10 protein-coding genes are annotated in these 13,448 nt (G+C 51.0%); 6 read left to right on the top strand and 4 right to left on the bottom strand.

Annotation, left to right across the window (positions count from 1 at the left end):
* The 6 genes from BUF15_RS19010 (at position 1) to BUF15_RS18985 (ending at position 8,826) form a co-directional block, all read left to right on the top strand.
* Complete coding sequence (locus tag BUF15_RS19010; protein ID WP_073615299.1) at positions 1–1,089, top strand: amino acid ABC transporter permease; 1,089 nt, start codon at positions 1–3, stop codon at positions 1,087–1,089.
* Between the two features lie 93 nt (positions 1,090–1,182).
* Positions 1,183–1,956 (top strand): amino acid ABC transporter ATP-binding protein, encoded by a 774-nt coding sequence (locus tag BUF15_RS19005; protein ID WP_073615298.1) that lies wholly within the window; start codon positions 1,183–1,185, stop codon positions 1,954–1,956.
* 373 nt (positions 1,957–2,329) lie between these two features.
* Positions 2,330–3,091: a protein-L-isoaspartate(D-aspartate) O-methyltransferase gene (locus BUF15_RS19000; protein ID WP_073615297.1), complete on the top strand. Its 762-nt coding sequence runs from the start codon at positions 2,330–2,332 to the stop codon at positions 3,089–3,091.
* Positions 3,088–5,490: a spermidine synthase family protein gene (locus tag BUF15_RS18995; protein ID WP_073615296.1), complete on the top strand. Its 2,403-nt coding sequence runs from the start codon at positions 3,088–3,090 to the stop codon at positions 5,488–5,490. Before BUF15_RS19000 ends, BUF15_RS18995 begins: the two co-directional genes overlap by 4 nt.
* Before the next feature lie 201 nt (positions 5,491–5,691).
* Positions 5,692–7,665: a Clp1/GlmU family protein gene (locus BUF15_RS18990; RefSeq protein WP_073615295.1), complete on the top strand. Its 1,974-nt coding sequence runs from the start codon at positions 5,692–5,694 to the stop codon at positions 7,663–7,665.
* Between the two features lie 402 nt (positions 7,666–8,067).
* A complete protein-coding gene (locus tag BUF15_RS18985; protein WP_073615294.1) occupies positions 8,068–8,826 on the top strand; it encodes an SDR family NAD(P)-dependent oxidoreductase in 759 nt (252 codons plus the stop codon).
* 549 nt (positions 8,827–9,375) lie between these two features.
* Here the strand turns inward: BUF15_RS18985 and BUF15_RS18980 are convergent.
* From BUF15_RS18980 to BUF15_RS18965, 4 genes are all read right to left on the bottom strand, one after another.
* Complete coding sequence (locus BUF15_RS18980; RefSeq protein WP_073615293.1) at positions 9,376–10,428, bottom strand: polyamine ABC transporter substrate-binding protein; 1,053 nt, start codon at positions 10,426–10,428, stop codon at positions 9,376–9,378.
* Positions 10,429–10,511: 83 nt separating this feature from the next.
* Complete coding sequence (locus BUF15_RS18975; RefSeq protein ID WP_073615292.1) at positions 10,512–11,312, bottom strand: ABC transporter permease; 801 nt, start codon at positions 11,310–11,312, stop codon at positions 10,512–10,514.
* Complete coding sequence (locus BUF15_RS18970) at positions 11,309–12,214, bottom strand: ABC transporter permease (RefSeq protein ID WP_073615291.1); 906 nt, start codon at positions 12,212–12,214, stop codon at positions 11,309–11,311. The genes BUF15_RS18975 and BUF15_RS18970 overlap by 4 nt, the downstream gene beginning before the upstream one ends.
* Positions 12,207–13,247, bottom strand: a complete 1,041-nt coding sequence (locus BUF15_RS18965; protein WP_073615290.1) for an ABC transporter ATP-binding protein — start codon at positions 13,245–13,247, stop codon at positions 12,207–12,209. The genes BUF15_RS18970 and BUF15_RS18965 overlap by 8 nt, the downstream gene beginning before the upstream one ends.
* Positions 13,248–13,448: the final 201 nt, after the last annotated feature.

The raw sequence follows: 13,448 nt of genomic DNA, 5'->3' as shown, positions 1-13,448 counted from the left end.
ATGAGTCAGCAAACAACACAACACAGAAAATACGAAGCCCGACCGCCAATAGCCAGTGTAGGAGTGATTGGCTGGATCCGCCAGAACCTGTTCAACAGCCCGCTCAACTCGGTTTTGACCATCATCATTATGGCAGGCCTCGTTCAGCTGCTGCCGCCGGTTACCAAATGGGCCTTTATCGACAGCGTCTGGTTCACCAGCGCCGATGTCTGTAAGGACACCAGCGGCGCCTGCTGGTCAGTTATCAGCCAGAATCTCCGTTTTATCCTTTTCGGTTTTTACCCCTATGATGAGCACTGGCGACCGATCACTTCTGTACTCATCCTCTTCGGACTTTTCTGGCTCAGTTATTATCGCCAGTTCTGGAGCAAAAAATTGCTCTACGGCTGGCTCGTTGGCCTGGTGGTTATGGGCGTACTGATGAAAGGCGGTATCTTTGGCCTGGTGCCCGTCGAAACGACCCAGTGGAGCGGTATTTCACTTACGCTTCTGCTCTCGCTCTTTGGCCTGACCGCCGCCTATCCGCTCGGAGTAATGCTGGCTTTGGGCAGGAGATCAACATTGCCCGCAGTGAAGACGTTATGCGTTATCTACATCGAGCTGATCCGGGGTGTACCGCTCATCAGCCTGCTCTTCATGTCGTCGGTCATGTTCCCGCTCTTTTTGCCGGAAGGAGTGACAATCGACAAGATCCTCCGTGCCCAAGTGGCAATCATTCTTTTTACCGCGGCTTATATTGCCGAGGTGGTACGAGGCGGCTTACAGGCCATCCCCAAAGGGCAATACGAGGCAGCTGAAGCCCTCGGCCTTGAGTATGGTCTCAAAATGCGGCTGATCATCTTGCCGCAGGCGTTAAAGGTGGTCATTCCACCAACAGTGAGTATTCTCATTTCGGCCTTCAAGGACACATCACTGGTCATCATCATTGGCCTTTTCGATATCATGAAAACGACCAAGACGACCCTTGCCAACCCGGAATGGATGGGATTCAGCACTGAGGCCTATATATTTATCGCTATTCTCTATTTCCTCGGCTGTTTTTCGATGTCGAATTTCAGCCGGAATCTTGAGAAAACGTTAAAAACCTGAGGTCGCCATTTTTGCAATACTAACATTCGGGCTCGGCGCTGACCAAAATTCCGGCTCCACCCCGTTTCAATACCAACCATGGAAGAACGTAACATGACAGAACAGACGGCCAACACTTTCGACGCCAGCAGCAGTGAACCGATTATTGAAATCATCGACATGCACAAATGGTATGGCGACTTTCATGTATTGTCGGATATCAATCTCAGTGTAGAGCGCGGCGAGCGTATTGTTATCTGCGGCCCCTCAGGTTCCGGCAAATCGACACTCATCCGCTGCATCAACCGGCTTGAGCAGCACCAGCGCGGTAAGATCATCGTCGACAATATCGAGTTGAGCAATGATCTCAAGAATATCGAGAAAATCAGGGCGGAAGTTGGCATGGTATTCCAGCACTTCAACCTGTTCCCCCACCTGACCATCCTGGAAAACCTTACCCTGGGGCCTATCTGGGTTCGAAAAGAACCAAAGAAGGAGGCCGAAGAGACGGCCATGTATTACCTCAACAAGGTCCAGATCGCCGAACAGGCAAAGAAATATCCGGGCCAGCTCTCCGGCGGCCAGCAGCAACGTGTGGCTATCGCCCGTAGCCTCTGCATGAAGCCCAAGGTCATGCTCTTCGATGAACCCACCAGTGCCCTCGACCCTGAGATGGTAAAAGAGGTACTCGACGTCATGATCGACCTGGCCCAGGAAGGGATGACCATGTTGGTGGTTTCCCACGAGATGGGCTTTGCCAGAAGCGTCGCCCACCGTGTATTGTTCATGGATTCCGGCCAGATCGTTGAGCAGAACACCCCTGAGGAGTTTTTCCACAACCCGCAGAACGAACGTACCCAGAAATTCCTCAGCCAGATCCTGCATTAACAGGCACAACAACACGAGCATGAAGGGTTCGCCAGGAGCCCTTCATGCTTTACCGCACCAGCTCATTCCCCTACTGCGGTTTTAATTCTAGAAACAAACGCATAAAAACATAGGAATCACCAATTGTTTTCCCGATTGTGTTCCGTCATTGGGACAGATTTCCGTTTCACCATCCTTTTCCAGCCTCGCAGGTAAAGCGGAAGCACATTCTGACAATCACCAAATCCTCCCTCAACGCATCCTGAGAATTGATTAAGACTCCACAAAGCAGAATGGAGCTTCTTCCTTGAAATACCCTATACGCTTCTGATAGAAGGAATAGAGGGATCCTACACAAACAAGGACATGTCATATCTTCCATCTGGAGGTCGGTATGAGCCCAATCCGGTGCAGTTTTCCCATATATACCAGAATTACCATTGCCCAAATACCGCTCATCACTCTGGCAATTGCATTCCTGCAGCTGTTGCTCGGCATGACTGCTTCGGCATCGGATTTTCCGCAGGGGTTTCCGGAAAAAGAGATACGGAAAATGCTTGCTACTATTCAGGCCTATGGCATGACGGATACAACCGTGCTCAATGCCATGCAGCGGGTCCCCCGGCATGCATTCGTTCCTGAAAAATACCGAAAGTACAGTTATCAGGATTCGCCGCTGGGAATTGGCTACGGTCAGACTATTTCCCAACCGTATATCGTTGCTGAAATGACCTGGCTCCTCAACCTCACCCCGGATTCCAAGGTGCTGGAAATTGGTACCGGCTCCGGCTACCAGGCGGCAGTGCTCTCCGAAATAAGCTCACAGGTGTACTCCATCGAAATAGTGGAACCTCTTCTTGAGCAGGCCAGAAAAAACCTTACCGCAGCAGGCTATACGAACATCAAGGTTCGTCTCGGCGATGGATACCATGGCTGGCCGGAAGCTGCGCCTTTTTCTGCAATTATCGTCACCTGCGCGGCCGGCCATATTCCCCCGCCGTTGCTTGATCAGCTTGCCAGGGGCGGCAGGATGGTCATTCCCGTCGGAAAACGTTTCGGAACCCAGTACCTCATTCTGGTTACAAAGCAAATGGACGGCACCATTTCCAGCAAGAATATTCTGCCTGTCAGATTTGTGCCTCTGGTGCGCAAATGACAGATGTTGGCCCCTGGTTACAGCGGCTGGCAATTTTCTGCACCTCGGCGGTGATCATCCTTGCTGAGCTTGCATTGATGCGTGAGCTTGCCCTTAGATTCTGGGATCACCTGGCCTGGTTGGCCATCACCATCGGTTTGCTCGGATTCGGTATCAGTGGCACGGTGCTGGTACTGGTACACACGTTTCTTCGGGTGAGTCGACAGACGCTGCAGTGCTTCTCCCTGATAGGACTGGGGTTGAGTTTGCCAGCCTGCGTCTTGCTCGCAGATACTATCGATGTGAATCTTATCCAGATGGTGTGGCAGCCGGCAATGATGTGGAGTGTCGGGGTGTTGGAGATGATTCTTGGCATCCCTTTTTTGTTTGGCGGTATGTTTATCGGGCTGGCGTTGGAAGATCATCCCGACAGGGTGGGTGGACATTACGCCGCCAGCTTCCTCGGTTCCGGCATCGGCGGTATTATTGCAATGCCCCTGATGTATCTGGTTTCACCGCGACTGCTTATCCTGCTTGGCGGATGTACTGCCTTTATGGTTGCGCTGTTGTTTGTGCGGCGGGGAATCCAGACTGCGGGTTGGATCATTTCGATCCCGATCCTGGGATTACTGCTGTTTATTACTCCACATTCTCCGAGAATTTCGGACGAAAAAGATATCGTCCAGATCAAGGCCATGGCAAACAGCAAAACCATGTTCAGCCGATACAGCCCCCAGGGAAAGATCGAACTGGCAGAAGCCCCTGCATTCCACACAGCACCCGGCCTGGCATTGAACTATACCCAACCGATCCCCCAGCAGACGTTGATTCTTATCGATGGCCAGATTACTGACAGCATCTATACGATCACCTCGGTTGATGATTTTGCATTCATGGACTACACGACAATGGCACTTCCGTATGCTATCAGTCATATCGAAAGGGCCCTGATTGACCATGATGCCGGAGCCGGACAAGTGGGACTGGCAATGCGGTCTGGTGTGAAGGAGATTACAACAGTTATCGCGAATGGTGCTTTAGCAGATCTCCTGGCCGGTGAAATTCCTATAACAGGCACCTTTATCTATGCTACAGGTCACGTTTCACTTGCTCCCGGAACCATACGTCGGGAGCTTCGTAAATCATCGTCACCCTACCCTCTTATCGTTTTACCCACCGTCGGCACAGATCCTGCCGGCTTGGCAGCGACGCAACCGGAAAGTCGTATAACTCTTGAAACACTGCGCCTGAGTTTTTCGCATCTCGCCCGCGGTGGCTTATTGAGTATCAGCACGGCCATCCACCTTCCTCCTCGTGAAAGCCTTCGTCTACTCAACCTGCTGGTTGAGGTCCTGCGGGAAAGTGGCCTTGAACCCGCAGCTCATCTGGCCATGATTCGGAACTGGGCGACTGTTACCATCGTGGCTGCAGAGAGCCCGTTGGCAGCGGGTCAGCTTGCAGCTATTCGTGCATTTTGTCTGAAACGGGGATTTGACCTGGTCTGGCTGCCGGACCTTAAAAAGGATGAAACAAACATGTTTCACCTGCTTGAATCTGACGGCTACTATTATGGTGCAAAATCCTTGGTGGGAGAGGATCGAAACCGGTTTGTCGATGACTATCTTTATGATCTTTCCATCCCCGACGACAACAAACCTTTTTTCAACCATTTCAGTCGCTGGCCAAAAGCTGATGAGCAGCTCAGACAATTGGGGAGATATGGTCAGACCTATATCGAGCTGGGTTCCATCCTGCTCGTAGCGGCCTTGGGCCAGGCCCTGGTTTTGGCGTTGCTGTTTATTGTGCTGCCAATCATTCCCGTGATCGGGCTCCCTGGCGGACCATTGCAGCAGGTCACAGTTCTGGGATTTTTCAGCTCTCTCGGATTCGGTTTTATGCTGCTGGAAATGGGTTTGCTGCAGCGACTGACAGTTTATCTTGCCCATCCGGTATGGGCTTCGGCAACGGTTATTTCAGCATTCATGCTCTTTGGAGGTGTTGGCAGCAGTCTCAGCACTATGATGCACAAATGGTATGCCAAGATGCACGTGTGGATAATCTGTACGGTGATGAGCGTTTCCGTAACCTTGCTGCTGGTAATTGATACAATTACCTCTCTTTCTGAAGGTTATGGATTAACAGCGCGGATTGTGGTGGCGTATTTCATTATTGCGCCGCTGGCAATGACAATGGGGATGATTTTCCCCATTGGCCTGAAACGGCTGGGTACAGCCCAGCCGAGACTCATACCCTGGGCCTGGAGTGCAAACGGATTCGCCTCGGTTCTGGCAGCGCTCTTCGCCCAGGTAATAGCCATGCGCTGGGGATTCAACGTGGTTGTCTGGTCGGCCATCGGCTGGTACGGTCTGGCAGCTTTATGCAGCCTGAATTTGCCGGAATGCCGAACCATTGAAGGATGAACGCTACTATTGAAACGAAAAAAAGGTCATTGGCATAAAATTGTATAACGCCGGAACTGGTCCGGTAGTCATCGGCCACGTCGGGATTATTTCCTGCAAACTCTTCAGCCCGGCGGCCATAGGATTCGGCAGACGGTCCCGGAGAGAATTCGTCTATCTGGTTTGCTCTCGCACCAGTCTTCTCGCAGGATAAGAACGAGTATGAAATCAGCAGATATCCACTCCACCACCCAGAACACCATTTCCGCCCTTGCATCCCAGCTTCGGGCATACCGGCGAATTCTGATATGGGGCGAACCTGGCTCAGGAAAATCGACTCTCGCGATAGAGTTGCTCCGCCAGATAAGTCTTCAAAAGACCTGCAACCTTTTGGAGCTTGATCCAGGGACACCGCCTTTCGGTGTCCCTGGTGCTGTCAGCATTGGCAGTATACAGAATACAGAACTGCATTGGGATCATATGCTGCCACTTTGCACCCTCGACAGTGCACGCTTCCGGCTTCCGCTGATTATTGCCGCCCGGAAGTTATTGGCTATCTCACAAACTCGATATGCCGGATCGACGCACCTGATCGACCCGCCGGGTGTCGTCAAGGGAGTCGGCGGCGCAGAAATATTAATCTCCCTCGTAGAAGCTCTTGAAATTGAGGTTATACTGCTTCTGAACACTCTCCCCGATCCTCTCTTAAAGGATGAGCTTCGTGCGCTGTCAATACCACGTATCCCCGTTGCTGTTTCCTCTGCAGCTCGAAAACCGACACAAACAGACAGAAGGAAATGGAGAACCGCACTGTGGAATGACTTTTTGCAACAGGCACAAATAGAGAAATATGATCTCCAACAAATCAACCGTATCGGTACTCCGCCTCCCGACGACATACCGGAAGCCTGGCAAGGAAGACAGCTGGCTTTGATGAATACGGCGGGAGAACCGGTTGCCATGGGCGAAGCGATTGAACTGGCAGGTACTATCTTGACAACAAACATTGTGAGACCCAGCTCAACCCGGGCAGCAACCATGCTGATACGTAATGCAGGGCGAAACGCAACAGGCGACCTTATCACAGTTCCTCCTCTTCACTCACCCGCTCAAGCGGTTCAGCATGTCCCGGTAGATATGGGGGCGGCCTACCAGGCAACAACATATCACAGCCCGCCGGTTTCAAGCCATATGGGAACCGCCTGGGCTACCCTGATCAGCGGAGTTTTCGGAGATCCGCTTCTTCATATCCGGCTACGCAACCAGAAAAGGAGTTTTCTCTTCGACCTAGGCGCCTCGGCCCGTTTACAAGCAAAGATCGCTCACCAGGTTGAAGCAGTTTTCCTCAGCCATGCCCATCTTGACCATATCGGCGGCTTCATCTGGTTTCTGCGATCCCGGCTTGGCTCTTTCGGTCCGTGCAGGATCTTTGGCCCTGGTGGAACAATTGAAAGGATTGAACATTTTCTCAAAGCTATCACCTGGGATAGGATTGATGATCTTGGACCGATCTTTATCGTTGCGGATATTCGGGAAAAAGAACTCATCCAAACCCAACTGCAACCCGGCAAAAAAAGAATATTCCTTGAGTCGAAAACCCTGGAGGAAGATACTATCATGGCAGACGAAAGCCTGAAGATACGGGCTGCAATCTGCGACCACAATATTCCATCCATTGCCTATGCACTCGAATTTGTCCAGGAGATCAGTATCAGAAAAGAAAAGCTCCGCTTGCTCAACCTGCCCGCCGGCCCCTGGTTGGGGCGCTTGAAGCAGTGCATTGCCTCAGGGACCCTTGATGCTGACATACCACTACCCGATGGATCGATACGGTCAGTTGAAGAACTCAAAAAGGAACTGACAATCATTACCCCCGGCAAGAAACTTGCTTATGTAGCTGACATGGATGACAATGATGAGAATCGCAGCAAAGTTGTTAATCTCGCTTTAGGAGCGCACACCCTGTTTTGCGAAGCAGCCTTTTCCAAAGCAGATCATGATAAAGCGAAAGCAACCCAGCACCTCACAACTGTGGCAGCCGCTCAAATAGCAAAATCTGCCGGAGTCAGACATCTTGTGCCCTTTCATTTCTCCAAACGTTATGAATTCAAGCCTTACCTGCTCTATCAGGAAATCTGTGCAGAGGTTGGCACCATCAGGGTTATCGGTGCTGACTGTTCAACCAGATGCCTGTAATCACCTCGCAGGAGTAAATATTGTAGAAATCGTTATCAGATCGGACATGTCCGGATAGCAAGGTTTGATTTAGTCTGACATATTCTGGAAACACGTTATGAGCATCAGGAAGGACCCTAACCGCCAGCAGATTGCCCACTCCAATGGCTGCCAGCACATTTCCTCAACTTGAGCATGAAGATACTGTTGTGGTATCGACCAGTTGTTCTGCATTGCCGAAAAACACTTCTCTGTCACGTGCAAATGATCGTACAGATGATGTTTTTCTAGGGGCGAAGGAATAGTTGACCCACGATTCCCTGAATTGTAATTATTGTTCCAGTCAATGGAATCATTTAAGCTGTTTGCCTGCCCCTTTCCACAAGGGCAGGAAAAGTACACCTCAACCAAGGAGTCTGTCCTATGACTGGAGTCATATGTATTACCGGCGCTTCCGCTGGCATTGGCCATGCCACGGCTAAACGTTTTTGCGCCAATGGTTGGCGAGTGGTGGGCGTGGCCCGTCGACTTGATCGACTTGAGGCGCTTCAGAAAGAGTTGGGCAATGCTTTCTATCCGGCAGCCTTTGACGTGTCTGACCGGGATAGTGTAGCAGCTGCCTTTGCCGCCCTGCCGCCGGAATTTGCAGATATCGACGTTTTAGTCAACAGTGCCGGACTTGGCAAAGGTCTGGACTTGGCCCAGGAAGCCAATCTGGATGACTGGGATATGATGATCCAAACCAATATAAACGGTCTACTCTATTGCACGCGTGCAGTATTACCCAATATGGTGGCGAGAAATCACGGCTTCATAGTTAACCTGGGCTCCATTGCCGGGGAGTACAATTACAAGACCGGTAACGTATACGGTGCTTCCAAGGCCTTTGTTAAGCATTTCACCCAAAACTTAAAGGCCGACCTGCTGGGGACAATGGTCCGAGTGTGTTGCATAGAGCCAGGGCTTACCCGTACCGAATTCCAGCAAGTGAGATTCGACTGGAACGAGGCCAAAAGTGATGCCCCCTACAAAGGAATTACCCCTCTTGCTGCGGAGGATATCTCGGAGGCCATATGGTGGGTAGTCAACCAGCCCGAACACGTGACAGTGACTACTGTGGAGATCTGGCCCACCCACCAAGCAAATGGTACCTTTTCATTTGACAGGCAAACCTCCGATTGACCTCAACCGGCAGTTAAGATTACTACCGAACTAAACCAGATTGTCAAATGATGTAAATCTAAAGGCTCTTTCTAAGTATACAGAACAAAACGAGATGAAGAGAAATATCAGGCTTCTTTACGTATATTCAGGAACTCCACTTGGATATTTGGCCTATCTATTTTTATTGGCGACGGAAACCTCGATTCCCACCTGAACAAGTTTAGTGTGGTATTTACCACTTTGCCTAACATCTCTGACAGGGCAAGAAAGAACCATCAACATGTAAGAATGGGGCCCTCAATAAGATACACACATGACAGGCCCCCTCTCAAAAAGTATGCCGTCCGAATGGAGCTACTGTCCCCATGCGGACGACGACGAAAATTTTCTGATCCCCTTCATCCTCAACTTGCGAGAGTGAGGAGTGATGCTACAGTAGGTGGCTTTTCAGTAGAGCTACTTCTACTTCAATCCTTTGGAGCAAAAAGAACCATTTTTTACTGTTTCTCCCTACACCTCCCTCTACACCTCACCTTCGAATCTTGAAACCCTGGTTTCATCAAGAACTTACTTCGATTTCACCATAGTCCATGCCTGATCGATCATCTTCATCTGGTCACCAAGGTCTTTGGCAAAGCTCAGGCTCGCCATGGTCTCCGAAGGCGGCCACACACCGGGATTAGCCAGGTCGGCCTTATCGAGATATGGGATCGACGCCTCGTTAGGAGAAGCATAATGGTTATAATTGGAAAGTTCCGCTCCTACTTGCGGCTCAAGGATCCAGTTGATCCACTTGTGTGCGGCCGCAACATTCGGGGCCTCTGCGGGAATGCACATCGAATCGATCCAGATTACACTCCCTTCTTTTGGAACAATGAATCCGAATTTGTCAGGCGCATCTGCAATTGCCTGAATGGCATCTCCGTTATAAACGATTGCAGCATTAGCCACACCAGCAACAACATCATTCTTACCGCCAACACCACCTTTGAATCCCATGCAGCCAGAACGCTTTTTGGTTGCCACCAGCAGGTCAACAGCGGCCTTCAACTCTTCAGGTTTGGTGGAATTGAAGTCGTAGCCAAGAGCATCCAAAGCGATACCCATCATTTCACGGACAGAATCGATCAGGTAGAAATTACCAGGTTTTTTAGCCGGGTCAAAAAGGATTGACCACGAAGCAACATCGGCGTCGCTGATCTTTTCTTTATTGTACATAAGCCCGACCGTTCCCCACTGATAGCCGACAGAATAGACGTTCCCGGGATCATAATCCGCTGTCTTAAATTTTTTACTCAGATTGTGCAGGTTCGGAATCTTGCTATGATCAAGTTTCTGGATCAGCCCAAGATGAATAAGACTTGGCATCACAAAGTCGGAGGGAACGATGATATCGTATTGTCTCACGCCGCCCGCCTGCAGCTTGGCAATCATATCCTCGTTGGATTCATAGCGGTCGATTTTGACCTTGATCCCAGTTGCCGCCTCAAAATCCTGCGACATCTTCGCCTCATCCATGTACTCCGACCAGATGAAGACGTGCAGCTCTTCCTGGGCTAAAGCGATGGTGTTGCTCAGCCCGCCCAGTAGTAGAACCAGCAGTGCAAATATCTTTTTCATGTTCCCTCTCCTTTTCAGTTGGTTGACTACGTGTGAGTGCCGATATAACGGCGCATTTAAAGAGTTCCTCCAATACGTTCCGATCAAGCCTGTTGCGATCTGCGGCTGATCCTCTCGGTGGCGACGACCAGCACCACCGTTGCCAGCAATACCAAAGTGGAAAGCGCGTGAATTTCCGGTGTGACCGTACGCCTGACCGCTGCATAAATAAAAATTGGCAGGGTTGCCGAATCAGTTCCAGCCGTGAAAAAGCTGATGACAAAATCATCAAGAGACAGGGTGAATGCCAGCATCGCCCCAGCAACCACCCCCGGCATGATCAGCGGCAGAGTGACATGTCGAATAAGGTAGGGGGTTGAAGCATATAGATCGCGGGCTGCTTCCTCGAGATCGACGCCAACAGCGTTAAGACGGCTTCGCACGACGAGCGCCACGAAGGCAATCTGGAAAGTAATGTGACCGATGACCATATTCAGCATGCCCGGTTCAAACCAGGATGAAACCAGCCGCAATAGACCAAAAGCAACAACCAGTGCCGCCGCCAGGATGATATCCGGGATAACGACAGGCAAATGAAGCACCATGTCGAGCCCGGTCGCCGATCGTTTGGACCATGGGAAACGGTCAAGACCAATTGCCAAAATGGTTCCCAGAATCGTGGACACCAGAGTGGAGATAACAGCCAGCTCGATCGTATTCACTGCGGCATCAAGAATGACCTCGTTATGCAGCAGCTTGATGTACCAGTCGAGGGTGAACCCCTTCCAGACCAGGCCATATTTGGCATTGTTTACAGAGAAAAAGGCAACGGCCATGAGGGGAAGATACAGAAATGCAATGGTACAGAGTGCAAGGCAGGTCGTTATTGTTCCAGTTTTTTTCACAGTACCTGCCCTCCATTACTTTTTTTCCGATAAAAATAGAGGCTACACATGGTCAGCGCCATGAGCCCCATGGATATGGCAGCACCAAACGACCAGTCCCGGCTTGAGCTGAACTGCTGCTGGACAAGATTGCCCACCAGCATGTACTTTGCACCGCCAAGCAGATCCGGTACGACAAACATCCCCATTGCCGGAACAAAGGTGAGAATCACTCCAACCGAGAGTCCAGGCAGCGTCTGGGGCAGGATGGCGTGGAAAAAAATCATGGTGCGAGAAGCGTAAAGGTCCTGAGCTGCCTCAACAAGGGTCCAGTCCAGCTTCTCAACACTGGCAAACAGGGGCAGGGCCACAAATGGCAGATACAGTGACACCATGCCAAGGTAGACAGCAAACGCGCTTGGATAAAGCGGTGACCCAGGTGCAACGATCCCGAGCATAGCCGCAAATTTGGCCAGGGGCAGTTCAGGTGCAAGAATCAGGAACCAGGCGTAACTGCGAATGACCATATTAGTCCAGAAAGGAATGACCAGCATGGTCAGCCAGAGGTAACGGGTCCGCAATGGCCTTGCAGCAATAAAGAAACAGAGCGGATAACTTAGCAGTACAGCGACTGCACAAGTAACCGACGCCACCAGAATCGAGCGCCCGATGATCAACAGATAGTCCGAAGTCCAGCCAAACATACCGAATCCGGCCAGACGACTGTAGTTCTCAAGACTGAAGGTCCACACCAGCTCCCCATAGGCACCACGGGTAGTAAAACTCACCGCGACCAATGCCAGACCGGGGATGACGAGAAACACCATGAGCCAGGCCATCCCGGGGGAAAGAAACAGCAGCCCCCGCCGCAGCAGAGACCTCACCGAGGTCAACTCGCCATACCAGATGATGACCTTATGCATCGAGAGCCACCAGATCTTCAGGCACTGCCTGCAGCCAGATCCGGTCCCCCACTCGAAAATGTTTATAGGTATTTGACCGAACCCTGATAGGGCCAGGATCGCACCAGATATCAAAATCGGTCCCTCTGTATATGACTTCCCGCACCTGCGCAGGGAACCCATTAACCTCAGGCTGCACTTCGTGGATTCGCAGCCATTCAGGGCGCACAGCGACTGTTCCTTGCCGCCAGGCTGGAGCGTTTTTCAGCGTGAAACTACCAACCTCAGAGCGAAAGATTCCGCCTTCGCAGGTCCCTTCCAGGAGATTGGCTGCCCCAAGAAATTCGGCCACAAAACGCGATTTGGGAAAGTCATATACCTCCTCCGGAGTTCCAGACTGAACAACCACACCGTTACGCATTACTGCAATGGTGTCTGAGACAACCAGTGCCTCGTCCTGATCGTGCGTTACAAGAATAAAGGTCTGCCCCAACTTCCGTTGGAGCTTGCGTAGCTCAACCTGCAGTTCAGAACGTAATTTCGCATCAAGGGCGGACATTGGTTCATCAAGCAGCAATACGTCAGGTTCATTCACCAGTGCCCGGGCCAGGGCAACCCTTTGCTTTTGCCCGCCGGAGAGCTGGTGAGGACGCCTGTCACGCATTTCTACCAGACCGAGCAATTCAAGACGTGGTTCAACCCGCTTTTTGATTTCCGATGCAGGAAATTTTCGCGCCTTGAGGCCAAACGCGACATTTTCGTAAATAGAGAGATGGGGAAACAGAGCATAGCTCTGGAATACCGTATTGATATGCCTTTGCGTTGCCGGCAATGTAGATATATCCTTCTCGCCCAGAAGAACCCTCCCGGAATCCTGAATATCCAGGCCGGCAATCATCCGGAGCAGTGTCGTCTTACCGCACCCGGAAGGTCCCAAGAGCGTAAAAAACGTACCGGCTGGAACAGTGAGAGAGACCTTGTTGACAGCCTTCACCTCACCGTAACTTTTACATATATTTTCCAACCGTAACTCTTTGTTTTTTGCTGCTTCCATAAACCTCTCCCTGAAAATCCCGATAGGTAAAGCTCCGAACTCGATATGTGGTAATCAGCTGACGACCCCGGTACACTTTCCCGATAGTTGCCAGTTATCAATAAAAGCACAGTGCAGATGCATACAACTCCAACCTGATAACTCCATACTGCTATCCCGGCAGCACCTTCCCGTTACACAAACATGACAGATTTTGCTGCT

This window comes from Desulfopila aestuarii DSM 18488 (assembly GCF_900143695.1).
In the GTDB taxonomy this organism is placed as follows: Bacteria; Desulfobacterota; Desulfobulbia; order Desulfobulbales; family Desulfocapsaceae; genus Desulfopila; species Desulfopila aestuarii.
This window is presented reverse-complemented; position numbering and strand designations above follow the sequence as displayed.